Source organism: Pontibacter populi (assembly GCF_040278685.1).
In the GTDB taxonomy this organism is placed as follows: domain Bacteria; phylum Bacteroidota; class Bacteroidia; order Cytophagales; family Hymenobacteraceae; genus Pontibacter; species Pontibacter populi.
Genome location: NZ_JBEOKT010000001.1, coordinates 223,142 through 248,790, shown reverse-complemented (window position 1 = coordinate 248,790; position 25,649 = coordinate 223,142). Strand labels below are relative to the sequence as shown.

Sequence of the window (25,649 nt, the reverse complement as noted above, 5' to 3'; positions counted from 1 at the left end):
GTTGTGTTATAATCTGTTAACAGGCCCTTTTGTTGCAGATTCGAACTATAGTTCTACTCATTCAGTAAGTCTGGCCGGCGTTGCCTTGTTCGTTCAATGGCCTGCTCAAAGCGCCACTGTTCAATTTTAGGCCCATCCCCCGATAAAAGGATGTCGGGTACTTTCATGCCTTTATAGTCTGCGGGCCTGGTAAAAACCGGTGGGGCCAGCAAGCCATCCTGGAAAGAGTCCGTTAAGGCCGAAGATTCATCGTTCAGCACACCAGGCAAGATCCGGATAATGGCATCAGTTAAAACAGCTGCACCTAATTCGCCACCCGACAAAACGTAATCGCCAATACTGATCTCGTGCGTTACAAACCGTTGGCGCACGCGCTCATCTACACCTTTATAGTGTCCGCAAAGTATGAGTATGTTCTGCAGCAGCGAAAACTGGTTAACTGTATTCTGGTTCAAGGTCTGCCCGTCCGGTGTCATGTAAATAATGGCATCATAGGTGCGATCAGCCTGTAACTCAGAAATACACTTATCAATCGGCTCAATCATCATCACCATGCCTGCGCCACCACCAAAAGCATAATCGTCTATCTGGCCATATTTATTGATGGCATACTTGCGGAGGTCGTGCACGTGTATCTCTACAAGGCCTTTTTGCTGCGCGCGTTTAAGTATAGAATGACTAAAGGGGCTTTCCAGCAGGTCTGGCTGGCAGCTGATAATATCGATACGCATTATTTCTCCTCTTCCGTGTCCTCGTCTGCATCATCTGCATCTTCGGGGCGGCTAGGTTGGGTATATACTTCGAGCAATCCTTCTGGCAGACTTACATGTAGTATTTTGCCTTCGTGGTCAGCGCGTAGCATGGTTTCATCCATCACCGGTATCAGCATTTCCTGGTTCATGTATTCCATGGCCATTAGCTGCTGTTGCGGCATGTCATAAAAGTCTTTTACGATGCCAAGTTCGCCATGCTGTGCATCTACTACTTTGTAGCCTATTACATCATGAAAGTAAAACTGGCCTTCTTCCAGTTCGGGTAATTCATTAAGCGGCAAGTATAAAGCCGTATTACGAAGCTTCTCAGCCTGCTCTATGGTATCTATATCTTCGAACTTAATAATGAAGCGGCCTTTTTGCTGGGGCTCCATGGCATCAATAAAAAATGGAACCAGTCTTCCCTGTTGTTCAAGGAAAACTGATTCCAGATCTTCGTAATCTTCGGGGAAGTCCACGTCAAAAAACGCGACAACCTGCCCCTTTATGCCATGCGTCTTAACGATGTATCCAAGCTGAAAACAAGCATCAATATTCATGGCAAATTAAATTATGCTTGCTCTTCAGTAGTAGCTTCGCCTTCGGCAGATGCCTCTGGAGCTTCAGTAGCTTCTTCTTCAGCAGCAGGTGCGTTAGCAGCAGCCTTATCAGCATCACGCTGACGGATAGCTTCTGCACGAGCTTCTTTCTTCTTGGTCTCAGCTTCAAGAGCAGCTTTCTTAGCAGCTTCTTTAGCAGAACCCAGGCTTTCAACTTTACCTGCGATCTTCGCATCTTTCGCGTTCTTCCACTCTTCGAAACGAGCATCAGCAGTTTCCTGAGTGATAGCACCTTTGTTTACACCAATCTGAAGGTGTTTTTTGAAAAGGATACCTCTGTAAGAAAGCATTGCTTTTACAGTGTCAGTTGGTTGCGCTCCATTCATCAACCACTGGAATGCCTTCTCGTCAGAGAAGTCGATAGACGCAGGGTTAGTGTTAGGGTTGTAAGTACCCAGTTTCTCGATGAACTTACCATCACGTGGCGAACGAGCGTCTGCTACTACGATATCGTAGATAGCGGCTTTTTTGCGGCCTCTGCGGGCCAGTCTGATTTTAACAGCCATTTTGTATAATTTTTTAACGTCGGCGGAACCCGTCCGCCAGTTTTTAGAACCGCAAAGGTAAGTATTGTTTAGGTAATATCAAACTATAGTTAGTGTGTCATTTTTGTGGTTCATGCTTTTATAAGTTACAGATTTATAGTTGATTTAATAGGTAGATTCTTTTCTATTGTCATTTCGAGCTTGAGCGAGAAATCTATTGCAGCTTATAGTTCTATAGCTTGAGCCTGTACTTGCTTGACACAAGCTATACTTCCATAGTTGCTTCTAATGCTGGGAGCTTTAGTTACCTATCGTTTCAAACCAGCTTAGGTGCCCTCACGGCCGGGAGGCCCCGTCTTTGGGCATCGCGCTGCTGATTTGAAGCTACCCTCGTGCCTCGGGTTGGCTGCGCCACCGCAACAAATCAAAGGCGCTCAACCCAAAGACTGATACGTTTCGCATAGCAACCTCTATCTATAATTTGAAACTTCACGCTTCGAGATTTATCGTGGCTGTATTTCCGTAGGGACAGGTCGCGACCTGTCCGCGTGACAGGCTGTAACTATAGAACTATAAAGCTAACTATAACAACAGCAGAAAGTCCCCCTTTGAAGGGGGCGAAGGGGGATGACAAACTGTATCAGATCTCTCACGCTCTTCGAGATGACAAAGTAAAAGGCCAAAAAATTCCCACCTTAGACTACCGAGAAGAGATTTCGAAGGTAGCGAGCATAGCTCTGAGGGTTTGGGTGGTTGGATATCGGTAACTATAGAACTATAGCCACAGATACTACTGGTCTTGTCCCTGCAGGGACAGTTGAGTCAGGAGACTCAACACCATCGTAAGTCACGAGTCTGGAGACTCGCGCCAGCTGAAGTGAACTATAAAAATATAGTTTTACTTAAACTCCCTCTCCTGTTTTTAGGAGAGGGCTGGGGATATGACAAACAAAAAAAGCCCTCCGTTTCCGAAGGGCTTTTCTTTATGCTTTTACTTTTACCTTGGCAGGCTTCAGTTTTATAATGCTTAGCTTATTCAATGTCCAGATAACCGGCCAGGTTGGGTCTACTTCCCACCACTTTACGCCGAAGTTAACGCGGTTAGGCAGTTTGTGGTGGTTGTTCTGAAACAATTCGCCGCCGGTTAAAAAGTCGAAGAAAAGGGAGTTTCTTGATTTGTCGTTGTTATCGAAGTTCTGATAACCGTATTTATGGCCGCTCCAGTTTACGATAGCGCCATGCACCGGGCCCATCAGAAAGTGAATCGGCAGCAGCAGGAACATCCACCAGAACTCAGCAAACTGAATGTAGAACAGCACATATACTACACCCCAGCCAATACGTGAGAAGTAAGAATCACCAAGTTTCTCGATAGCATTCCAAACCGGATAATCGCCTTCAAAACGGCGTTCTGCCTCCACGCGATTGTTCAGCACATCGTTGTAGATATTCTTGGTCTTCCACATCATCGTGAAAGCATTGTTAGAGAAATGCGGCGAATGCGGGTCGCGCTCAGTGTCTGAGAAGGCGTGGTGCATGCGGTGCAAAATAGCGTATGCACGTGGCGATAAAAACGAAGAACCCTGTGCAATATATGTCAGCAGGTAAAATGCTTTCTCCCAGAACGGGTTCATGGTAAACATCTTATGTGCTGCATAGCGGTGCAGGAAAAACGTCTGTACAAAAAGTGATAAGTACCAGTGTACTAAAAAGAAAATCAGGATAGCCATTAAAGCAGATGGATTGAATTATATGTAATTGAATGGGTAATTATAAACTATAGTTTGAGCTAACTGCCGCAAAATTACAACAGGTTTCACAATCAAAATAGCCTGGTTGCTATAAAAGTTCAGAAAGGTGACGAGAATCAACATTTCGAATGAATAATGGAGGAATGATTAATGACTAATGCGGGAAACTATGGGAGAATTACCCGAACTTTACAGTCATTTCATTAATCATTGCTCATTAATATCTATTCATTAAATAAACGGTTTCCAGGCGGCTGTGGCGGGCAAAGGGGCACTAACGGTTATAGTTGTTTTAAGGGTAGGATGCTCAAATTGTAGTTGGCGGGCATGCAGCGCTATGCTTTTATCTGGAAGGGGCTGAGGAGCGCCATATTTCAGGTCGCCAACTATAGAGCAGCGCATCGAGGCAAGCTGAACGCGAATCTGGTGCGGGCGACCGGTGATCGGGTTTACTTCTAAAAGGTATTTGCCTTGTTGTGCGCCAAGTAGTTTGTAGTTTAGCTCCGAGCGCTGGCCTGCCGCATTCTCTTTAAAAAAAGCCTTTGTTACGTTTTTAGAAGAGTCTTTCACAAGCCAGTGTACCAGTGTACCGCTTTCCTGCTGCGGTTTATTCAGAACTATAGCCCAGTAAATTTTGCGGGTTTTCTTGCTCCTGAAAAGCTCGTTCAGTCGGGCCAGTGCTTTCGATGTTTTGGCCATCAGCACTACGCCACTTACCGGCCTGTCGAGGCGGTGCACGACACCAATAAACACATTACCGGGCTTGTTATACTTTTCTTTGATGTACTCTTTTGCAAGGTCAGCCAGCGTAATGTCGCCTGTCTCATCGCCATGCACCAACAAGCCTGCCGGTTTATTTACTACCAGCACATGGTTATCCTCAAAAAGTACAACTAAATCTTTAACTCCCAAGCTCTCAAACTCCTAAACTCTAATATGCTTCTTTTTCGGTCGGGAAATCGCGGTCTTTTACGTCTTTTATGTAGTTCTGCACAGCATCTGTCATAATGGTGTGCAGGTCAGCGTAGCGGCGTAAAAAGCGGGGCTTAAATTCTTTGTTAATACCCAGCATATCGTGTACTACCAGCACCTGGCCATCAACGTGCGGACCGGCGCCAATACCAATTATCGGGATTTCCAGCGATTCAGCAACGCGTTTTGCCAGCTCAGATGGTATCTTTTCCAGAACTATAGCAAAACAACCCAGCTCCTGGAGCAGCTGTGCATCCTCTATCAGTTTCTGTGCTTCGGCTTCTGCTTTAGCGCGAACAGTGTAAGTGCCAAATTTATAGATAGACTGCGGTGTTAAGCCCAGGTGCCCCATTACCGGAACGCCTGCACTCAGTATGCGTGTAATAGATTCTTTTATCTCAGCACCGCCTTCCAGTTTCACGCCATGCGCCCCGGACTCTTTCATGATTCGGATTGCTGAACGAAGCGCTTCAGATGAATTGCCCTGGTAAGAACCAAATGGCATATCTACCACTACAAAAGCACGCTTTGTACCCCTTATCACTGACTGGGCATGATAGATCATCTGGTCCAGGGTAATAGGTAGCGTAGTTTCGTGGCCAGCCATAACGTTTGATGCCGAGTCACCCACCAGTATTACATCGATTCCGGCCGCGTCCAGAATAGTAGCCATGGAAAAGTCGTAGGCGGTAAGCATCGATATTTTTTCGCCGCGCTCCTTCATGTTTTGCAACTGGTGCGTGGTGATCACTTTTACATCGGTTTTTTTCTGAACTGACATGTGCTTTCGTAATTTTTTGTAAAACTATAAAACTTCCGAAACAATAACAGCCACGCAGAGGTGGCTGTTATTGTTTATCTGTAGTTTATGCCTGATGAGGATGACCTCTTGGTTAATTTCAGGTCGCGCAGCAGTGACGACCTGGCATTTATAGTTATGTTATAGCCTCTCACATACCCGAACGGTGTCCAGCTGATGCTCATATCCCAGCAGTGCAGATCCCGGTGAATGTTAAGGCGGGCACTTGCTATCTGCTGCTCTACCAGGTCATAATGGGCATAATAACTGATCTTCCATTTGTCGGTAATGTTTAGGTCGCCATCTACGCCCAAAGTATTGTTTATCGTGTTTTCAGCTCTGCCTAAGCCGCGTCTGAAGTTAACAGTATAGTCAATGCTCAGCGTCCACGGAATTTTAAAGTCTACATATTGCGGCTCGAACGGGTTTGTATCCTGGCCCAGGGTAGGCAGGTTGCTTGGGACAGATGTATCGGAGCGGCGGGCCTGCGGATTTAAACTGGCGCTTATCTGTAGGCCTGCATTGGTAAGCCGGGCTGGTTTGAAGCCTGGTCCGTTCAGCAGGTATTTGTCAATGTTTCTGCCCAGCGAGTCTGTTTCGTAAGGGTTGAATGAGGAGGTGAAACCTACGTTTATGATCTTGAACAGGCGGGTGTTCATGTTTAACGAGATCTGGCTCATTTTAAGGGAGTCGGCCGCAAAGTTATAACCACCACGTATGCCCAGGTTATCTATAAGGCTTACTTTCTCAAAGGTTTTGCCGGTAGTATCTGTCTTGGCTTTCACCTTCATCTCGATGTTGTTCTGAACACCGAAACTCAGGAAACTTTGCAGACCAGTGCCCGGTGCCCCAGACTCGAAGCGGCTCAGTTGCTGGTAGATCGGTCTGCCGTTAACATCTTCGCCCAGGTACAAGTTCTGATAAAATCCAAAGTACGGATCTCCGAAATCGGGCTGGTAACTATAAGATAAGGATGGCCTGATCATGTGGCGGATCGCTTCCACACGTTTGCCGCGTACGTAAACCGTACCATAAATATTGGTACTTAAGGATGCGCCTGCACTATAGTTGTAAACTCGTCCAAATCTGGTTGTATCAACATCTACAGCATTAGAGTCCGGGTTATAAGTGTAGGTGAATTTCCTGTCAACCCATCTTTCGCTGTAGCTTACACTCGGCGATAAGTTAAAGTATTTAAATAGTTTGTAACTGCCCAGACCGATGTTAAAGTTGTGCGTAGCAGACCGGCGACCGTTTTCCCATAAAGCCTCGAAATCATTAAGGCTTATTGTATCAGCCTCATTACTGGCACCTATAATGCCTACATCTCCAAACCTGTTAGTAGCACCAAACCTGTCCCGGCCCGGTTCTATCCGCTGCGATATATCGTTGCTTGCCGTAAAGTTATAACCAAAGGTGAAGTCTTCGTACCAGCGGCCTGTAGGCACATTCTTCGTTAAAAACTCATATAAGCTAACCGAGGTCATACCAAAGCTTATGTCCGGCAATACAAAGTTCATCAGTCCGCCCGAGGTCTGTCCTTGTCTTAACTTTACAGAGTAGCTGAAAGGCGAGTTCTGTATGTTTTTCTGGTAAGAGATACTGGAGTTAAAGGTAGCAGATAACCTGTCGGCGGTGGAGTTATAGCCGGCAACACGGTTATGCTGGCCTGTACTTGCATCAACACTGGCTGTAAGGCGGCCTTTACCCGGTTTTGTTACAGGGCTATGCGACCATCTTATCCTGTACGTTCTTTCTGAAGGAGGTAAAATTCCAGGGAACTCGTTTGTTGAACGTCCACCGCCTCTGTCTGCTTCGTCGAGCTTAAAATAGGTGTGATCAATGCCGAAAGAGCCCTGATAAGAGTAACGTTTTCTATAGTCTGCGCTTACGCGAACATCATATCCGCCAAGCGAGTATACATCGCCGGTAATGCTGGCGCCTATGTAATCGTTCAAAGCTAAATAGTATCCGCCGTTCATCAGGAAAAAGCCACGCAACGAGTTTTCCCCGAAGCTTGGAACTATAACCCCCGACGAGCGATTGTTTTTTGGCGTAGGAAACAGACCGAACAGGAAGCCCAGCGGCGTAGGAATATCACCGATCACCAGGTTAAACGGACCCGACATGACCTTATCATTCGGGATGGCTTTTATTTTGCCGGCACTGATGTAAAAGTGCGGGTGCGCCAGGTTACAGGTAGTATACTTATTATGTAACCCGAAAATTTCGTTGGCTTCGTTCTTTTTTACCAGCTCGGAGTGTATATAACCTTCGCCTTGTTGCGTTACTACTTCAGCAATGCGGCCGCGCTTGGTTTTAAAGTTGTAGGCTATTCGTTTGGCAGAGTAAGATTCGGCACCATCTACAAAAACCGGAACGCCAATGTCTTTGCCAGCAGAGTCGGGTAGGGAAGTAGCGGTAAGTGTGTTGGTCTCGTAATCGATCTTGATGTAGGCTGCCTCTAAGGTCATGGAGCCATAGTTGATCTTGGCTTCGCCGTAAAGGTGAACTATTTTGCTGGTAGCCTCCAGTTGAATGGAATCTCTGGCCGAATATTTGATTGTGGTCTCGATGTCGCCTTGCGGTGCCGCCAGTCTAACAGAATCCTGCTTTACCGTATCTTGTTTTGCATTTGCAGAACGCAGCGTACGCGGCATGATCTGGCCTGTCGCCAGCAGAGGAGAAAGTACGGCGAGCTGCACGAGCAGCAAAAAAATCAAAATGTGTCGCAACTTCTTCAGACTTCCCTAAAGTTTTATTTAATTTGTACAAAGTTATTGTTTAACTTTTAACTAACGAGCGTTGTGAGAAATATTGTTACTATTTCAGTTTTAGCCCTGGTATTCTTCTTATTATCCTCCAATAAACTGGAGTACCGCAAAGACTATAAGGTTCGTACGGTGGTTATAGACGCGGGCCACGGAGGTAAAGATGTAGGGTGTAACGGCAAAGTATCCCATGAGGCAGATGTTGCTCTGAGTCTTGCATTGCAAGTAGGCAGCCTGATCGAGAAAAATATCCCGGATGTTAAGGTAGTTTATACCCGCAAAACAGACACGTTTGTCGAACTGATAGACCGTGCCGGTGTCGCCAACAAAAACAACGCTGATCTTTTTATTTCTATCCACCTGAACGCAGGTCCGCCAGCCGCACATGGCACCGAAACCTACGCGATGGGTCTTCATACGTCTAAAGGTAACCTGGATGTTGCCAAACGCGAGAACTCCGTAATTCTGCACGAAGACAACTACAAAGAGAACTATGGCGGTTTCGACCCGAACTCCCCACAAAGCCATATCCTGTTTACACTGCACCAAAGCGCATACATGGATAACAGCCTTCGTTTTGCTCAGAAAGTTGAAAATGAGTTTAAAGCGAGAGTGGGCAGAAGCAGCCGTGGCGTAAAGCAGGCAGGCTTCCTGGTGCTCTGGAAATCCTATATGCCTAGCGTACTGATTGAGTGCGGTTTCCTTACAAATCCTACTGAAGAAAAATTTCTTAACGATAAGACCGGCCAATCGTATATGGCATCAGGTATATATCGTGCTTTCAAGGATTATAAAAGAGAACTGGAAGCCATGAACTAATACAGTACTTAAAATCCCTTCGTGAAAATATCAAAAGAAATAAAAGTAGCGCTACTTGGTATAGTAGCACTCGTTGTACTTTACTTCGGGTTTACGTTCCTGAAAGGGGCAGACCTGTTCTCTGATACCAGAAGCTTCCGTATAGTATACGAAAACGTAGATGGCCTCACAGCTTCTAACCCTGTTATGCTTAACGGTGTGCAAATAGGCTCTGTGCAGAAAATGCGGCTCCTGCCAAAAGAACACAATCATATCATGGTTGAGATCGAAGTGCAGGATGATATCCAGGTTGGAGACTCAACTATAGCGGCGCTTGCCAGTTCTGACCTTTTAGGTAGTAAGGCAATCGTCCTCTATTTGGGTAACAGCAAGAAAATCTATAAAGGTGGCGAACGCCTGATCCCTTATAATGAAAAGAGCATAGCTGATATGCTGACAACCAAGGCTGTACCGGTTATTGATAAAGTTGATACAACACTGGCCCGCGTGAACCGTTTGCTCGACAGCGAAGCTAAAGAGAACCTGCAGCTTATACTTGCCAATACACAGGCTACAACTGAAGCGATGAACCAGATGCTGCGTGACAACCAGAAAAACATCAACGAGATAACAGCCAATACAAACAGGTTGATGACTTCTCTGTTGCAGACGCAGCGCTACATAGACCGCATTGCCCTGAACATGGCCGAAATAACGGATACCCTGAAACAGGCTGAAGTGAACAAACTGGTTGACAATGCCAACAAAGCTGTGGTAGAAATGCAGCAGACCGTTGCCAAGCTTAACTCTAATGAGGGTTCGATGGGTAAGCTGATGAACGACGACGCCCTGTACCAGAACATGACCCGGTCTACGGAAGCCCTGAACATGCTGCTGCGCGACATACAGGCTTACCCGAAACGCTACGTGCAGTTCTCGCTTATCGGCAGAAAAGACAAGTATAAAGTAGATGCTACCGGACGCGTAATAACCCTGGAAGAAGTGAAAGAGATGCAGGACGAGAACCCGGATGAGTTCATGAGGCCTGTGCCGGACACACTTAAAATTCCGATCAAACCGGATACAACTAAAGTTAAATAAGGCTATATAAAATTGTATATTTGTGAAATCCGCTTTCTGGGCGGATTTTTCTTTGTAAGTAGTTCCTCAATACAACCCTACCCTTCATGGATATCGAATTTAACAAAAACGAAGACTCCCTAAAGCAGCTTACTTATCAGCTTAAAACTAAACTAAAGAAAGTATACCTGGGCGGTGGCGAAAAGCGCATTGCCAAAGAGCACGAAAAAGGCAAAATGACTGCCCGCGAGCGTATAGCTTACCTGATTGATGAAGATTCTGAGTTTCTGGAAGTAGGCGCTTTTGCCGGCGATGGCATGTATACCGAAGTAGGTGGCTGCCCAAGCGGCGGTGTAGTTACAGGTATAGGTTATGTTTCAGGTCGCCAGTGCGTGATAGTTGCCAACGATGCCACTGTAAAGGCCGGCGCCTGGTTCCCGATAACTGCCAAGAAAAACCTAAGAGCCCAGGAAATCTCTATTGAAAATAAACTGCCTATAGTTTACCTGGTAGATAGTGCTGGTGTGTTTTTGCCGATGCAGAACGAGATCTTCCCGGATAAAGAACACTTTGGCCGTATGTTCCGCAACAATGCGGTTATGAGCTCGATGGGTATAGTGCAGATTGCCGCTATTATGGGAAGCTGTGTAGCCGGTGGCGCTTACCTGCCCATTATGAGCGATGAAGCCCTTATAGTGGAAGGTACTGGTTCGGTATTCCTGGGTGGTTCTTACCTGGTAAAATCTGCGATAGGCGAAACGATTGATAACGAAACACTGGGCGGCGCTACAACGCACTGCGAAATATCTGGTGTAACCGACTATAAATGCAAAGACGATAAAGAAGCGCTGGACCATATCCGCACTATTTTCGATAAGCTGGGCGATAACCCGAAGGCCGGATTTAGCCGTGTAGAGCCTGTTGCCCCAAAGCTGGACGAGCAGGAAATTTACGGTATACTGCCAGCGGACCGCGTGAAGCCATACGACATGATGGACATCATCAACCGTTTGGTAGATAACTCTGAATTTGAGCCTTACAAAGAACTATATGGTCAGTCGCTTATCTGTGGCCTGGGCCGCATTGATGGCTGGGCAGTTGGTATAGTTGCCAACCAGCGCAAAATAGTAAAGAGCAAGAAAGGCGAAATGCAGATGGGCGGCGTAATCTACTCCGACTCTGCTGACAAGGCTGCGCGCTTTATCATGAACTGCAACCAGAAGAAAATTCCGCTGGTGTTTTTGCAGGACGTATCCGGGTTTATGGTTGGTAGCAAGTCTGAGCACGGCGGTATTATAAAAGATGGCGCTAAAATGGTGAGTGCCATGGCCAACTCGGTAGTTCCTAAAATAACTATATTGATAGGTAACAGCTATGGTGCCGGTAACTACGCCATGTGCGGTAAAGCTTATGATCCACGCCTGATCTACTCCTGGCCAACTGCACAGCTGGCAGTTATGAGTGGTGCAGCAGCAGCCAATACGCTACTGCAGATCCAGGTATCAGCTTTAAAAGGCAAAGGTGAAGAAATTACTCCGGAAGCCGAGCAGGAATTACTGGAGCGTATTAAAGCAAAGTATAACGAAGAACTGTCACCTTATTATGCGGCCGCTCGTTTATGGGTAGATGGCATCATCGATCCGCTGGAAACCCGCAAGGTAATATCTATGGGTATTGAAGCGGCAAACCACGCCCCAATAGAGAAGCCTTACAATGTGGGTGTGATACAAACGTGATCTGAGAAATTAAAAATTATGAATTAGAAATTAGAAATTGGTTTGGGGCAAAATACTGCCTGGTATAATCGCAAACAATTCTAATTTCTAATTTTGCATTTCTAATTATAACATACGTGACAAAGAAGGAAATAAAGGCGCTTATCTCGCTGTTGGACGATTCGGATTATGAGGTGGCGCAGCATGTGGAGAAGAAAATAATCTCGTTGGGTGAAGGCGCTATTCCGCTGCTGGAAGAGGAGTGGGAAGAAACCCTGAACCCTGACCTGCAGAAAAAGATAGAAGACCTGATACACGACATGCAGTTTAATGTTGTGCTGCACCGTTTGCAGGAATGGAAAGAAGAAGGCGCTACCGATCTGCTGAAAGGCATGTGGCTGGTAAACTCTTATATGTACCCCGACGTCGATTTTGCGGCTATCTCTAAAACCATGGACCAGCTATACTTTGATGCCTGGACGCACATGAAGGATGAGATGCACCCTTACGACCAGGTAAAATCGCTGAACAATGTGCTGTTCCGGGAGCAGAAATTCTCAGCCAATACCAAAAATTTCCATTCGCCGGCAAACTCTATGCTGCACCTGGCCCTGGAGACCAAACGTGGCAACCCGCTTACCCTTTGCGTTATTTATATGGTGATTGCGCAGAGGCTGGGCTTCCCGGTATATGGCGTAAACCTTCCTAACCTGTTTATACTTACCTACAAAATGGACGGGGTGCAGTTCTACATCAACGTCTACAACAAAGGCCTTATTCTTTCTAAAGCCGATATCGACAACTATATTCTGCAACTGAACCTGAACCCGGTCGATATTTTCTACGAGCCGACTTCTAACCTAGAGATCATCAAGCGCGCACTACGCAACCTGGCTTTCTCCTTCGAGAAAATGAAAGACCTGGAAAAAGCCACCGAAGTAACCAAACTGCTAACGGCTATTACGGACGATGATCCGGCTATTCAACCGGAGTAATAGAAAGAACAACTATGGGTAAACTTGTTCGACCAAAAATTATTGGAACATTAACAATTCGGGAAATGATGGCTGGAAATCTTGCTGTCATTAATGATATAAAAAATGCGCCAAACAAGATTATAATCCCTTGTCGTTCAAAAGAGCATGGAGAAGAAATAATTGCTCTGATTAAGGAATCTAAGCCAGGAGAGGTAATCCATTTCTAAACTTAAATTAAAAAAGTTGATGGTGTTTATACCTGCTACTCATACTAATTAAATTTGATGAGAAAGATTTTACTGCTCTTATTAAGTATAGTATTAGGTGTTACATTAAACACTCAAGCTCAACAGTATTTACCTAATCTAATACGGCCGGATAGCACAGTTTTTGTAGATGTTGATGTGTATCCAATCCTTGTTACATCTGAAGGTAATTACGGAATCAAAAAGCTAAAGAAATTCATTGGAAAACATTTAATGTGGCCTGATCCGCAAATGGATTGCTCTGGGACTGTAGTCATTTCATTTATAGTAGAAGTTGACGGCTCAGTTAGTGATAGTAAATACTTGAAGAGATTGTGTCCTAAATTTGATGAAGAAGCAATGCGAGTAGCTTCAATGATGAACAGATGGCAGCCAGGAATTGTGGAGGGAAAAAAGGTAAGAACTAGGATGAGTATTCCAATAACATTTAGAATTGATTAAAAACACAGAAGCCGCTCCTATATTCTAAGAGCGGCTTCTGCTTTTATAGTTCAAACTATAGTTTAATATTTCCTTATCAAACAGCCGGTGGCGCGTTTATCGGCTACGGTTACAGTACGATCGGCTAAAACCTGATCTATCACGCTTTTCAGGTATGGGTTTTTCACGCCGCTTTCCACCTGTGGGTTATCGTCAATGGCACCTTTATATTTCAGCACAAAGCCGTTGCCGGTGTTGTGTAGTACAAATACTTCAGGGGTTTTAGTAGCGCCAAAACGTGAGCTAACTTTCTGTCCTTCGTCGGCCAGGTACGGGAATCTATAGTTCTTGGTAGCCATATCTTCCAGGGTCTCGCTGCCTTCACCAAGGCCTACGCCCGGGTTAACGAAGATGAACTGAACACCTTTGCTGGCATAAGCACTCGATAATGTTACCAGTCGGTTTTCGTATAGTTTGGCGTAAGGGCAGGTGTTGTTGGTAAACACCAGCACCACGGTTTTGCTGTTGGCAAAGTCGTTCAGTGATACGGTTGTGTTGCCCACCCCCTGCAGCGTAAAGTCAGATACCTTATCGCCAAGTTTGTAGCTGCTGCTTTGTGCAAATCCGCTTACCGTAAGCAAAAGGGCAGCGGCAAGAGTTGCTAAAAATTTCATGTTATAGTTCGTTAGTAGAAATATCAATACAATAAGTAAGTACGTGTTGTTGTAGAACCTCGTGGTGTACCTGATACAATTTAGAAAAATTATCCGTCTGCACACGCCCTAAAAGCAAATTTTCTGTTTCGGGATCAGGTTGTAGCAGCAGGTTCTCTTTAAATATCAGTTGCCGTTGGCTATACATTTTATACAATGTTTCTTTGGCGCTCCAGTACAAACAGGTTTTGTCCGCTTCGCCGCAAGTATAGTTCTTCTCGTCTTCGTTTAAAAACTTGTGAGCCACACGCAGCGCCTTCGGACTTAGTAATTCAACATCTATGCCAACTTCATATTTATCTGAAACTATAACGGCCGCCAGCTCCGGTGAATGACTGATAGATACAAAATATGGTGCCTGTTCAAATACCGGTTTGCCATGCCCATTGCGCTGAAGTACAGGCATGTCAGAAGTAAACTGCTGCAGCAAATTATAAACCAGCAACCTGCTGGCCAGCCACTCTTTCTGCCGGCGCGGGTGCGCCTGCTCCAGCATCAGGTCAGGAGAAATTCCGACGGGCAGGGCAAGCGAAAGCTCATCGGTACGTTCTGTAATAGACCACGTTCCAAGTATAGTATGCTCGTTTAGCTGGCGTGAAATGAGTAGGGGCATAAGCAAAGTATAACCGGTGCTTCTTTGATGGGCAACCGGGGATTTGTAAATTTAGCTAAAATTTAACTTACGCTGATTTTACTAATGGCGAGCAAGGTACAAGTACAGAAAATAGCTACCCTAACCGGTCACCGCGACTGCGTTTATAGTTTGGAGCAATCTGGGAGCGATACCCATTTTTATTCGGCTGCCGGTGATGGAATGATCGTGCGCTGGGACTTTAACGACCCGGAGCAAGGCGAACTGATTGCCCGCACCGAAAGCTCTGTTTACGCCATCAAGTATATTCCGGACCGCGACCTGCTGCTGGTTGGCCAGAACAACGAAGGCCTGCACGTGTTAGATGTAAAACAGAAAGCTATAATTAAGTCGGTGCCACTGCCGAAGGTGCCCATTTTTGACATTGCCTATGTTGCTGACCTGAATAAAGTTTACGTGGGTCTGAAAAACGGCGGTATTGCTATAGTTGCTGCCGACACGTTTGAGCTGGAAACTATAGTTCGGAAATCGGAGAAAAGCGTGCGCAGTCTGGCTTATAATTCCAAAACCAACGAGCTGGCAGCCGGCTACAGCGACCACACCGTGCGCATTTTTGATGCCGCCACCATGGACATGAAATATGAGTTGCAGAACCATACCAATTCGGTGTTTACTATAGTTTACTCACCTGATGGCGAATTGCTTTTAACAGGAGGCCGCGATGCACATCTCAGGGTTTGGGAAGCTCAGAACAACTACAAAGAGCGTGGCTACGTGATCGCGCACATGTATACGATCAACAACATTACTTACAGCCCGGATGGCAGCTATTTTGCCACCTGCAGCATGGATAAATCGGTGAAGCTTTGGGATGCCGAGACCTTTAAATTGCTGAAAGTGATCGATAAAGTGCGGAACGCCAGCCACGGCACATCGGTTAATAAATTATTTTGGTCGGCTCACAAGAATCAGTTAGTTTCGTGTAGCGATGACCGCACCATTTCGGTTTGGGATATAAATTTTGATGCATTATGAAGATTACACCGTTAGATATCAGGCAAAAAACGTTTGAGAAGGCTTTTAGAGGATTAGACAAGGATGAAGTAAACGCATTTTTGCTTACGCTGTCGCAGCAGTGGGAGAAAATGATGGATGAAAACAAAGACTTGCGCATGAAACTGGATGCCGCCAACCGCGAAACCCAGAAGCTGCGCGAAGTGGAATCATCGCTTTACAAAACGCTTAAAACCGCCGAAGATACCGGCAACAATATACTGGAGCAGGCGACCAAGTCGGCTGAGCTGCGTGCCCGCGAAGCTGAACTACAAGCTAACGAACTGCTGAATAAAGCTCGTAATCAGGCCCGCCAGACCTTAGAAGATGCTGCCCGCCAGACAGAAAAAATGGTATCGGAAATGCAGGAAGAGGTTAAAAGCCTGGAGCAGGAATACCAGCGAATGGAAGGTTACCTGGACACCATGGTGCGTGACCTGAAGAACCTTGCTAATGAAGCTCTTGAGAAGGTGGAGCGTACAAAAGCTAAACCAAAGGGTGGCGTAAACAGTATGCTTTCAAGAGCAGCGAATGTAACTATAGACAACACAGAGCTGCTGAAAACCTTGAAAGATATGGACATTACAACAGAAACGATACAACAGCAGATACCGGCTTCAACTACAGCTAATGCACCGATTGCCGTGCAAGCTAACGGCAGAGAATATAACCCACTTGGCGACCCGGCACCAGATGTTACGCAGCCACACCCGGAAATTCCGAACCCGGTAACGCCTGTGCCAAACCCGCCGTCGCCGGAAATAGAGCCTATAGCGCCGGACTACCCGGGTCGTGTGCCGGCACCGGATATTGAGCAGCCAGTTCCGGAAATTAAGCCTGTGCAGCCAGATAAGCCGGAAATTCAGCCGCCGCTAACCGAGCCATCACGTAACGCCTATGCAACCAACGGCGCAACTGTTAAGAGCAGTGGTTCTTTTTTTGACGAGATAGGCTAACCTGAAATGGGACAGATCACACTGGAGGGCATGGAATTTTTTGCCTTCCATGGGTTCTACGACGAGGAGCAGAAGATCGGAAACAAGTACGGCATCGACCTGACCATAAACACCGACCTTCGCCGCGCCGCCGAATCTGATAACCTGGACGAAACTGTAAACTATGAAGTGCTGTATGCGCTGGTGCTGGAAGAAATGAAAATTCCGGCTCGCCTGTTAGAGCATCTCGGCCACCGCATCATCGATAAAGTTTACGAGCGTTTCCCGTTTGTACAGACGGTGAAAGTGAATGTTTACAAGTACAATCCGCCGCTGGGTGGCATTTGCAAATGGGCAAAAGTTACTTTGGAGGAAGCTCGTTAGAACGAAAATTATTAAAGATACTTATTGATGCAGAGACAGCTGGTTCAGAAATGGGCTGGCTGTTTTTGTTTTATCCCATCCCAGTCTTCCCCTAAAAACAAAGGAAGGCACAAACTATAGAACTATAAGCTGAGATAGATTTCTCCTTTCGTCGAAATGATAAAGCAGGAATTGATTACACCAACTTCAGCAATTCGCTTGCAGCAGCAAACGCTGACTTTTGGCCTGATTTTACTTGTTCAGTTATAGTTGGTAATTGCTCCTTTACCTGCTGGTGCGCATAAAAATTATCTTCCAGGCCCTGGCGTATGGCTTCGTACATCCACTGTAAGTTCTGGTCACGGCGCTTTCTCTCGAAATAACCATTCTCCTTTGTCAGCTTCAGGTAATCGGTTATAGTTTGCCAGATCATGTCGAGGCCGGTTTGTTGCAGGGCGGAGCAGGTAGATACTTTAGGTAGCCAGCCAGAGGCACTCATGGGGTACAGGTGCAGGGCATTCTGGTATTCGGCGCGGGCGGCTTTGGCTTTGTTGGTGTTGGTGCCGTCGGCTTTAGTGATGGCAATGGCATCAGCCATTTCCATGATGCCACGTTTGATGCCTTGCAGCTCATCGCCGGCTCCGGCCAGCATCAGCAGCAAAAAGAAATCTACCATAGCATGCACAGCCGTCTCTGATTGACCCACGCCTACCGTTTCAACTATAATGGCATCAAAACCGGCAGCTTCGCACAAAATTATAGTTTCACGGGTGCTTTTTGCTACCCCGCCCAGCGACTTGCCAGCCGGCGAAGGACGGATGAACGCTTTAAGGTTTATAGACAGGGATTCCATGCGGGTCTTGTCACCCAAAATGCTGCCACCGGTGCGCTGGCTGGTGGGATCTATGGCTAAAACGGCCAGTTTTTTACCGGCTTGCTCAATTACATAGTTCCCAAAAGCTTCAATAAACGTGCTTTTGCCTACACCTGGCACACCGGTTATGCCTATCCGCACTGCATTTCCGGAATAGGGCAACACGTTGGCAATTACTTCCTGGGCAAGTTCATGGTCCTGTGGCAGCCTGCTTTCTACTAACGTAATGGCACGGCTCAGCAGCACACGGTCTCCGTTCAGGATGCCGTTTACATATGTGTCAACAGAGAATCGTTTGGCCATAGGTTATAGTTTAAAGCTGCCGCCTTACTACACAAAGTTAACAGAATGTGTGGTACATCATACCCGAAGCTTACAACCCACTATAAAATCTTATTGCACTATAATTTACAGAAACTATATTCTGATATTCAGTAAAAAAATGGAAATTGCGGCCCGGTTTATAGTGTTGACACTTCTAACTACTTCGGATATAGTTGCTTCTGGTTAGTTGTGAAAAGCTATCAACCACATTATCCATACAAATTATTTACTATCTGACCATTTTATGAAGAAGGTACTTTTGGCTGCCGCAACCTTGCTTGTAGGGCAGGTTACAGCGCTTGCGCAGTCTGAGAGCAGCAGTTACTCGGTGGTAAGCCGTGGTGGTGTACAGAACACATTCGTGCACGACTACCAGGCAATCGGTATAAACCCCGCAAACCTTGGCCGCAGCACATCGCTGGTTTCGTTTACTGTAGCCGAATTTGGCGCATTCTATAGTTCGCAGGCATTTACCCGCAAGACACTGTCGAGTGCTATAAAGCTTACTTCTGACACCTCCATTGGCATGGAAGAGCGAATGGAACTTGCCCGCGCCTTTACCTCCGACAACGTGCTAAACCTTGGTGCCGATGTAAATACGCTGGCAATATCGGTGAGCGTGCCTAAAATTGGTGGCTTTGCAGTTAGCAACAGGCAGCGCATGCTGAGCCATGCAGGCTTCAATAAAAACTTTTCGGAGCTGCTTTTCTTAGGCCAGGATGCTTCCATGTTTAACGATGTGGACCCGGATGAAACGCTTTATGTTTCGGAGATATTTGATGGTTCTGAAATTAAGATGTCGTGGGTAAACGAGTGGAACTTTGCTTATGGCCGCAAGATCATGGAACTGCCTTTTATTAATATTTATGGCGGTTTCGGTTACAAGTACATGCAGGGCTTGGGTTTATATGAGTTCAGTGCGAAAGATGGCAAGGTTAAAGCTTATAATGCTTTCTCGCCGGTGCTGGACGCCAACTACGACGATTACCTTGACGATCCGAAATTCAACTACGATAGCGCAGACGGTTTACTGAACCCGGTTGGTCGTGGCCATGGTGTGGATTTAGGTTTATCTGCCGAGATCATCAAAATTGTAAAAGTAAGCGCTTCTGTAACCGACCTAGGTAACATTAAGTGGACAGAGAACCTGCTGGAAGGACAGGACAAAGGCTTTACCTTGGAGCAAATGGCAGAAGACGGAGCAAATAACAATGATTTCTGGAAAGACGCCGGCAAAATGGCTCGAGCTATAGTTGACAGTGCTCTTGTGTTTACCCCTGTAAGCGAAATGAAAGTAAACCTGCCGACCCGTTTCCGTTTTGGTGCTGGTGTTAAAATTGGTCAGCGCGTTGAAGTTGGTGTGGATTACGTGGCGCCACTTAACAAAGCACCAGGCAATATCGCATCAGACTTTGTTGGCTTGGGTATAGACTTTTCTCCAATCCCGGTATTCCGTTTAAGCTCTGGTGTTTCGTCTGGTGCCGGCGACAAACTAAACATACCGTTTGGCTTCGCGATCACATCGCCGGTGTATGAGTTTGGTATTGGTATGCGCGACGTTACGGCTCCGTTCACTAAAAACAACCCCGGTGCATCATTCGCGATGGGCTTCCTGAGATTTAAGATCGGGAAACCACAGATCATCTAAAGGAAACTATAGTTTATAGTTAAACAGAAAGGCCAGCCTTAACCGGGCTGGCCTTTCTGTTTTTATAGTTGGCGGTTATAATCTTTTTACATCCTGCACGAAGTTTGGTAACCCGAGGTCACTTTTTCTGCCGGCTAGTTTAAAACCATTGTCTTTGTATTGTACGGCTTTACCTTTTGCGTTAGGGTTAAAGATCACGCCCAGGTGTATGTTGTCTTTGCGGGCAGCATAAATTCTGCCATCGGGGCCGAGTTGCAATGCGCCTATAGTTGGGCTGCCGGATGTAGCCACTATAGTTGCTGATTTAATTATCTCTTCCGGGCCGCCGGCTCTCAAATCAAACTGTACGATCTGCCCTTTGCCGGTTCCTTTGTTATTAGTGGTGCCGTATAGTTTGCTGCCATCTGGCGAGAAAGCAATACCATAGGCTTCCGAAAAGCCTTTAAATAAAATCGGGTCAGATACTTTGCCAGTGCTTCGGTCGAATCTTAGAAGTTCGAAGTTGCTGTTATCGTTCCAGAGCGCTGCGGCTAGTCTGGTGCCGTCCGGAGATGGTTTCAGGTACCCGATGGCTTTGCGGTTTGAGCCGCCATGAACGGTACCCACATTGCTCATGACAGGCATGGTCTCTACGCCGTTCTCTGAAACCAGGTAAGACAAATAGGCATTGCTGTTCCAACGGTGCGCTACAACCCACCAGTCTTTGCCGTTACTGTGGCGCACAGCGGTCAGCTTTTCGGTGGTAGGCGCAATCATAAAAGTATTTTTAAACACAAGGTCGCCATTGCCCCCATCCTTGCTCATATCCACAATACTATAGCGCAACCCATCAGACTGTGCCTGTATATCGGTTGTAAAAATGTAGTAAATGGTTTCGGAGCCCGGTTTAGGAACTATAAGAGCCGATTGAGTAGAGGAATTGCCACCCAGCAAGCCGTTGCCGTTGGGCATAACTTTGTGGTTGCGGTTCCAGACCGTTATGCCGTTGGTGTAAAACAACAGGTTACCGTTTTTATCAGATATAGTGGCGCTGCCTTCTTCAGTTATTAGTCGGCCGTTGGTTACTGCTACCGCTGAGTCGCCGTTAAACGTGATGCCGGCACTTTTGCCAAAGTACCAGTTATTTCTTTCGCCTTGCGCCTGTGCGGCTATAGTTGCGCAGCAAAGTAAGAAGGCAGTTGCCAGGTATTTTAATCTGATCATGTGAGATATGCGTTTTTGCTATAACGTGGCAGTTGCAAACGTAGTGCCAGAATCAGGTACAAAAAAAAGGACAGGCTTAGCGCTTGTCCTTTTCAGTTATCTTAACTCATATTTTTATTCAATGCTGTCTCCGGCAGCGGCGTTGTCGTCTCCTATCGCTTCGTTCACATATTGCGTAGTGTCATCAGCACCTGTGCCGGGCAGGTCGCCGGTTCCTTCCACACCTGTTTCCTGGGTATCGCCGGTTGTGCTTTCAGATGGCATATCAGAGTTATCGCCGGTCTCACCGCACGATGCCAGTAACATGGTAGAGGTGATGCATGCGGCAGCTAGTATATTCAGTTTCTTGTTCATTGTTTTTCGTGTTAGGTTATCTTATTTATACTTAACCTCTCAGGTGTAAGTTGATTTGTATGCCTACATCGTAGTGGTTGTATCTCATAAAGTGGTCGTGTCTTCAGAGATATCATCTTCTACAGGGCCATCGCCAACGTTCTCGTTCTGCGTGTAAAGTTAATCGCCTCCGCCATGGTTCGTTCCGCAGGAAATTAAGAATAGCATAGACCCAAAAAGGAACTCTCTGATGTCTGTTGTACGTCGGGAGCCAGTTGGTGGGTTATAGTTTGCGAGTCCTATAGTTAGATGGCTGATCTACATACTTTTAAACTATAGTTAGTTTTGCAGCTCGGGCTCAGCTTCTGTTATTTTATGTAGCTCAGGGTACATGGAGATCAGCTTGAGCAACACGCCGTTGGTCCAGCCAAAACCATCCTGGTTAGGGTACTCACCTCCACCGGCAGGCAAACCTAGATTCTCGACATTATACTTCTCCATCAACTTCCCGGTAGATTGGTAAACGTCGTTGTTGAGCTGCACCCAGTTGGTAGCTATAGTTGTTGCTTCATCGGTAAAGCCATAGTTGCGGAGGGCCTGTATCGTCATCCATTGCAGCGGAGCCCAGCCGTTTGGTGTGTCCCATTGTTGCCCGCTCTGGTTAAGCGTAGTTACCACACCACCCGGGCTTATGAAATCAGCCTTCAGTTTTTGTACCACAGCTTTTGCATGCCTGCGCTTCACCATCTGGAAATACAGCGGGTAAACTGCAGCCAGCGTAGGGATGTTGGTAGTAGCCTTGGTTTTATAGTTATAGTCGTAAAAGAAATCCTGTTCAGCGTTCCAGTTGTATTTCAGCACTGCATCGCGGCGGGCTTTGGCCAGTTTCTCGTACTGGCGGGCTTCAGTTCTGTTGCCGGCCAAGACAGCCATTTCCTGCAGGGTCAGCTCCATGTGGTAAAGCAGCGCGTTCAGGTCTACGGGGATAATGCTGGTGGTTTGTATAGTGTTTAGATTTTCGCCATCAGCAAACCAGCGCGTACTAAAATCCCAGCCGGATTCAGCGGCGGCTCTTATGTCACGGTAAATTTCTTCGGGATTTCTGCCAGATTGTTCAGCCAGTTCCACATCCTCCAGGTAAGATTCGGGACGCGGTTGCGGGTTATCGTCCCAGTAGCGGTTCAGGATGCTTCCGTCAGGCATTAAAACCACGCGGCGGTGCGCAGGGTTAACTACCGAAAGGCTTCCGGATCCATCCATCCAAAAGGCATATTCTTTTTCTAAAGCAGACCTATAGTTGAGCAGCACTTCACGGCCTTTTTGCTGGGCCAGCACGCGTAGCATAAGTGCGTAAAAAGGTGGCTGCGAGCGGCTAAGGTAATATGTGCGGTTGCCGTTAGGTATGTGGCCTATAGTTTGGATGAGGTGCGTAAAATTATCGACCATGCTTTGAATCAGCTCCGTTTTTCCGCTTGCCTGCAGGCCCAACATGGTAAAGAAGCTATCCCAGTAATAGATCTCTCTGAAACGACCGCCAGGCACCACATAGGCATTTGGCAACACTATAAGCGAGCCGCCGTTATCTCCGGGTTGGCGGGTAAGCTCCGGCCAGAGGCGCTCTATGTGCTCAACTATAGTATGCGTGTCGTTAGTGGTAAAACTGGTGTCGGGCTGCGGTGGTAACCTGAAATGCTGCTTCACAAAAGCCTTTAACTCAAAGCCGGGCTGATGTTTTTGTTGTTCATAAGCCTGTAAGATCTGCCCGGGATCGGAGAGAGGTACACAATCCGGGAAGGTCTTGGAATCAGGGAAAACACGTTGCAGTTGCACCTGCTCAAACAACTCGCCCAGGTCTTGTGCAGGGCGGTATAGTTGCTGCGCCTGAGCAGGCGACAGGATAAGGCTAAAAGACAAAACCAGTAGCAGGTATAGTTTCAGGATAGAATAAGGATGCTTCATGCAGCTTTGGAGTTAGTAAAACGCTAATCTCCTGTTACGCAAACACGAAGCAAACCGACAAGTATACTACCGGAACGGGTATTGTACAAACGAAACCTGCCCCATCGACTCTTTTTCGTATTTGGCTACAGCAAATTCCCGGAATCGTGCTTCAAAATTCTGTTCACCGGCAAAAACTTTATCTGGTGCCGGGCTGCCTTCTAAAAAGAAATAGACCTTGGTATTACCGTATTTGGTGTGCGGCATAAACTCGCCGTACTGATGCATTTGCTGCCACAAGGTATCGGCTACCGTTACGGCATAAACCCTTACAATAGGGCCGGTATTGTTCTCGTTCCGGTAAAAAGCTACTTCTTTAAAATCCCCTTCCAGGTCATCAACACTTGGCTGCGAAAAAGAATCGTAAACAAACCAGCTTACCAGTACAACGGCGGCTACTATAAGTATGTGTTTTAACTTCATGATATTCGGTAATATAAAGTAGCAAGATACTCAGGTTTATTTTCCAGAGTGCTATAGTTTATGGTTTTAAGCCCTGCTACCAATACGCTTTAACAACTATAGCTTAATAATGTTAACAGGCAGAACCAGCATATATGAGCGTACCCAGAAGTAGGTATTGTATAAATGCTATATTAATATGAACTTTGTGGCATATTAATCTATAATCACAAAATAAAACAATGAAATTAAACCTTACCAGCAAATTCCTGAGCCTGTTTGTAGTAGCAGCGCTTACCCTTACATCATGCGGCAACGATGACGACGACAATCCGCAACCAGGCACCGGTGTTGAAGCTGCATGCAAACTAACCAATATAATGTATGGCGATAGTGAAGGCGATGAGAGTAACAACGTTGTTGAGTATAACGCAAAAGGCCTGATAAGCAAAGTAACCTATAGTTACTCGGATGGCGAGGAAGAGATAGAAGGCTATACCACCTTTACTTATGACAGCAACGACCGCTTAGTGAAGGAAGAAGAGTTTGAGAACGGTGAGCTGTATGAATACAGAGTTTATACTTACTCAAATGGTGTGCTTAGCAAAAGAGAAGAATTTGATGCTGAGAATGTATCGGATGGTGTAGAAACGTTTAAGTATGATGCCAGCAAGCGCATTATCGAAATAACTGAGTCGTACGATGGCGAAACGTACAAAACTACTTTCACTTACAACAGCCAGGGCAATATCTCTAAGTCAGAAGGTTTTTATGAGGGTGAATTAGAATACACCGACACATATTCTGGTTATGATAACAAGAATACGCCATTCTCGGCTGTAAAAGGTTTTATTGAACCATGGATGGGCTCAAGCAAAAACAATCCTGGTAAAATTACGACTACTTTCGAGATGGATGGTGAGGAGTACTCTTACGAAGTAGACTATAGCTATACCTATAATGACAAAGGTTTCCCGACCAGAGTTATCGAGACATTTAACGGTGAGGAGTACGAAACGAACTATACTTACCAGTGTAAATAAGCTTTACCCTTACCCAAACCCTCTTATTATTGTGAAAACGGACTTCTTCGGAAGTCCGTTTTTGTTTTACTGCAGTCTTAACTTTTCCTGGCTGTCCTTTTAAAGATAGAGACAAAAACATAGGAGGCCACAGCCGGCACACCTACCCAAATCAATTCGCTTTTAATTACGCGCCAGCCCCACTCACTAAAAAAGTTGCTAACTCCAATTGGAGAAACCTGTATCGGGCGCCACGGCAGAAAGTAACGTGTGTTATCGAAAGGGGAGAACACAGCCACACCTAATCCTCCATTGGTCAGGGCATCCAGCAAACTATGCGACGCGGTGCAAAGCGTAAAGAACAGGATAAACAACAGACCTTGTTTTGAGGTAAGCTTTATGCTTCTGTAGAATACGGCAGTAACTATAACGCCCAGTAAAAGCGCAAACACCAGTGAATGTGAAAAGCCCCTGTGCCCGAACATATGCTCGTAAGGCACCCCAAATTTAAACATCACCACATCGGCATCCGGAACTATAGTACAAAGCATACCCAGCAACCAGAATTTAGGAGAAATATACTTGTTGGGGTATGTTTTGCCTATAGTTAGTGCCGCTAGTGCATGCGCGAATGCTGATGCCATGGTTTATAGTTTGATTTAAAATTGAAGATAAATAAATTTTGGCGCGGAGCTGACCTTCGTGACGTAGGTATAAAAGCGAATCTGAGATTCGCATCTATAATTAAGCGCGGAAGTAACTTCCGCGCTAGATAAGTATGAT

Annotated in this window: 26 protein-coding genes; 11 read left to right on the top strand and 15 right to left on the bottom strand. The window is 46.1% G+C overall.

Annotation, left to right across the window (positions count from 1 at the left end; genetic code table 11):
- Window positions 1-53: 53 nt before the first annotated feature.
- The 7 genes from trmD to ABS362_RS00955 form a co-directional block, all read right to left on the bottom strand.
- Window positions 54-731 carry a tRNA (guanosine(37)-N1)-methyltransferase TrmD gene (trmD, locus tag ABS362_RS00985; RefSeq protein ID WP_350410202.1) on the bottom strand — a complete coding sequence of 226 codons (678 nt, stop codon included), beginning with the start codon at window positions 729-731 and terminating at the stop codon, window positions 54-56.
- Window positions 731-1,312, bottom strand: coding sequence for a ribosome maturation factor RimM (rimM, locus tag ABS362_RS00980; protein ID WP_350410201.1), 582 nt, complete (start codon window positions 1,310-1,312; stop codon window positions 731-733). Before rimM ends, trmD begins: the two co-directional genes overlap by 1 nt.
- A gap of 11 nt (window positions 1,313-1,323) precedes the next feature.
- On the bottom strand, window positions 1,324-1,878 hold the full coding sequence (locus ABS362_RS00975) for a 30S ribosomal protein S16 (protein WP_350410199.1): 555 nt from the start codon (window positions 1,876-1,878) through the stop codon (window positions 1,324-1,326).
- Window positions 1,879-2,840: 962 nt separating this feature from the next.
- Window positions 2,841-3,587, bottom strand: coding sequence for an acyl-CoA desaturase (locus ABS362_RS00970; RefSeq protein ID WP_350410198.1), 747 nt, complete (start codon window positions 3,585-3,587; stop codon window positions 2,841-2,843).
- Window positions 3,588-3,839: 252 nt separating this feature from the next.
- Window positions 3,840-4,520: an RluA family pseudouridine synthase gene (locus ABS362_RS00965; RefSeq protein WP_350410197.1), complete on the bottom strand. Its 681-nt coding sequence runs from the start codon at window positions 4,518-4,520 to the stop codon at window positions 3,840-3,842.
- 19 nt (window positions 4,521-4,539) lie between these two features.
- Window positions 4,540-5,361, bottom strand: coding sequence for a 3-methyl-2-oxobutanoate hydroxymethyltransferase (gene panB / locus ABS362_RS00960; protein ID WP_350410195.1), 822 nt, complete (start codon window positions 5,359-5,361; stop codon window positions 4,540-4,542).
- A 74-nt stretch (window positions 5,362-5,435) separates the two neighbouring features.
- Window positions 5,436-8,114 (bottom strand): putative LPS assembly protein LptD, encoded by a 2,679-nt coding sequence (locus ABS362_RS00955; protein ID WP_350410193.1) that lies wholly within the window; start codon window positions 8,112-8,114, stop codon window positions 5,436-5,438.
- Window positions 8,115-8,186: 72 nt separating this feature from the next.
- Here ABS362_RS00955 and ABS362_RS00950 point away from each other — a divergent pair, with 72 nt between their 5' ends.
- From ABS362_RS00950 to ABS362_RS00925, 6 genes are all read left to right on the top strand, one after another.
- Window positions 8,187-8,969: an N-acetylmuramoyl-L-alanine amidase family protein gene (locus ABS362_RS00950; protein ID WP_350410192.1), complete on the top strand. Its 783-nt coding sequence runs from the start codon at window positions 8,187-8,189 to the stop codon at window positions 8,967-8,969.
- 21 nt (window positions 8,970-8,990) lie between these two features.
- The gene (locus ABS362_RS00945; protein ID WP_350410190.1) at window positions 8,991-10,049 is read left to right on the top strand and encodes an MlaD family protein; all 1,059 of its coding nucleotides are present in this window, start codon (window positions 8,991-8,993) and stop codon (window positions 10,047-10,049) included.
- Window positions 10,050-10,135: 86 nt separating this feature from the next.
- Entirely contained in the window at window positions 10,136-11,764 is a 1,629-nt protein-coding gene (locus tag ABS362_RS00940) for an acyl-CoA carboxylase subunit beta (RefSeq protein ID WP_350410189.1), read from the top strand.
- A gap of 116 nt (window positions 11,765-11,880) precedes the next feature.
- A complete protein-coding gene (locus ABS362_RS00935) occupies window positions 11,881-12,738 on the top strand; it encodes a transglutaminase-like domain-containing protein (protein ID WP_350410188.1) in 858 nt (285 codons plus the stop codon).
- Between the two features lie 14 nt (window positions 12,739-12,752).
- On the top strand, window positions 12,753-12,947 hold the full coding sequence (locus ABS362_RS00930; RefSeq protein WP_350410186.1) for a hypothetical protein: 195 nt from the start codon (window positions 12,753-12,755) through the stop codon (window positions 12,945-12,947).
- A 57-nt stretch (window positions 12,948-13,004) separates the two neighbouring features.
- Window positions 13,005-13,427 carry an energy transducer TonB gene (locus ABS362_RS00925; protein ID WP_350410185.1) on the top strand — a complete coding sequence of 141 codons (423 nt, stop codon included), beginning with the start codon at window positions 13,005-13,007 and terminating at the stop codon, window positions 13,425-13,427.
- 62 nt (window positions 13,428-13,489) lie between these two features.
- Here ABS362_RS00925 and ABS362_RS00920 read toward each other — a convergent pair whose 3' ends face one another.
- Window positions 13,490-14,080 (bottom strand): thioredoxin family protein, encoded by a 591-nt coding sequence (locus ABS362_RS00920; RefSeq protein ID WP_350410184.1) that lies wholly within the window; start codon window positions 14,078-14,080, stop codon window positions 13,490-13,492.
- A gap of 1 nt (window position 14,081) precedes the next feature.
- Window positions 14,082-14,732 (bottom strand): 4'-phosphopantetheinyl transferase superfamily protein, encoded by a 651-nt coding sequence (locus ABS362_RS00915; RefSeq protein ID WP_350410183.1) that lies wholly within the window; start codon window positions 14,730-14,732, stop codon window positions 14,082-14,084.
- An 84-nt stretch (window positions 14,733-14,816) separates the two neighbouring features.
- On the opposite strand from ABS362_RS00915, the gene ABS362_RS00910 reads away from it, so the two are divergent.
- Genes ABS362_RS00910 through folB form a run of 3 tightly spaced genes read left to right on the top strand, consistent with a single transcriptional unit; the run spans window position 14,817 to window position 17,083 of the window.
- Window positions 14,817-15,746, top strand: coding sequence for a WD40 repeat domain-containing protein (locus ABS362_RS00910; protein ID WP_350410182.1), 930 nt, complete (start codon window positions 14,817-14,819; stop codon window positions 15,744-15,746).
- Window positions 15,743-16,720 carry a DivIVA domain-containing protein gene (locus ABS362_RS00905; protein ID WP_350410180.1) on the top strand — a complete coding sequence of 326 codons (978 nt, stop codon included), beginning with the start codon at window positions 15,743-15,745 and terminating at the stop codon, window positions 16,718-16,720. The genes ABS362_RS00910 and ABS362_RS00905 overlap by 4 nt, the downstream gene beginning before the upstream one ends.
- A 6-nt stretch (window positions 16,721-16,726) precedes the next feature.
- Entirely contained in the window at window positions 16,727-17,083 is a 357-nt protein-coding gene (folB, locus tag ABS362_RS00900) for a dihydroneopterin aldolase (RefSeq protein WP_350410178.1), read from the top strand.
- Between the two features lie 175 nt (window positions 17,084-17,258).
- Here folB and meaB read toward each other — a convergent pair whose 3' ends face one another.
- Window positions 17,259-18,239, bottom strand: a complete 981-nt coding sequence (meaB, locus tag ABS362_RS00895) for a methylmalonyl Co-A mutase-associated GTPase MeaB (protein ID WP_350410177.1) — start codon at window positions 18,237-18,239, stop codon at window positions 17,259-17,261.
- A gap of 265 nt (window positions 18,240-18,504) precedes the next feature.
- Here meaB and ABS362_RS00890 point away from each other — a divergent pair, with 265 nt between their 5' ends.
- Window positions 18,505-19,908 (top strand): DUF5723 family protein, encoded by a 1,404-nt coding sequence (locus ABS362_RS00890; RefSeq protein ID WP_350410175.1) that lies wholly within the window; start codon window positions 18,505-18,507, stop codon window positions 19,906-19,908.
- Between the two features lie 75 nt (window positions 19,909-19,983).
- On the opposite strand, the gene ABS362_RS00885 is transcribed toward ABS362_RS00890, so the two are convergent.
- From ABS362_RS00885 to ABS362_RS00870, 4 genes are all read right to left on the bottom strand, one after another.
- Complete coding sequence (locus ABS362_RS00885; RefSeq protein WP_350410173.1) at window positions 19,984-21,111, bottom strand: SMP-30/gluconolactonase/LRE family protein; 1,128 nt, start codon at window positions 21,109-21,111, stop codon at window positions 19,984-19,986.
- 114 nt (window positions 21,112-21,225) lie between these two features.
- A complete protein-coding gene (locus ABS362_RS00880) occupies window positions 21,226-21,465 on the bottom strand; it encodes a hypothetical protein (RefSeq protein WP_350410172.1) in 240 nt (79 codons plus the stop codon).
- Window positions 21,466-21,783: 318 nt separating this feature from the next.
- Entirely contained in the window at window positions 21,784-23,403 is a 1,620-nt protein-coding gene (treF, locus tag ABS362_RS00875; protein WP_350410170.1) for an alpha,alpha-trehalase TreF, read from the bottom strand.
- 66 nt (window positions 23,404-23,469) lie between these two features.
- Window positions 23,470-23,865, bottom strand: coding sequence for a hypothetical protein (locus ABS362_RS00870; RefSeq protein WP_350410168.1), 396 nt, complete (start codon window positions 23,863-23,865; stop codon window positions 23,470-23,472).
- Between the two features lie 221 nt (window positions 23,866-24,086).
- On the opposite strand from ABS362_RS00870, the gene ABS362_RS00865 reads away from it, so the two are divergent.
- Window positions 24,087-24,887 carry a hypothetical protein gene (locus ABS362_RS00865; protein WP_350410167.1) on the top strand — a complete coding sequence of 267 codons (801 nt, stop codon included), beginning with the start codon at window positions 24,087-24,089 and terminating at the stop codon, window positions 24,885-24,887.
- Window positions 24,888-24,964: 77 nt separating this feature from the next.
- Here ABS362_RS00865 and ABS362_RS00860 read toward each other — a convergent pair whose 3' ends face one another.
- Window positions 24,965-25,510, bottom strand: coding sequence for a metal-dependent hydrolase (locus tag ABS362_RS00860; protein ID WP_350410165.1), 546 nt, complete (start codon window positions 25,508-25,510; stop codon window positions 24,965-24,967).
- Between the last annotated feature and the right edge of the window lie 139 nt (window positions 25,511-25,649).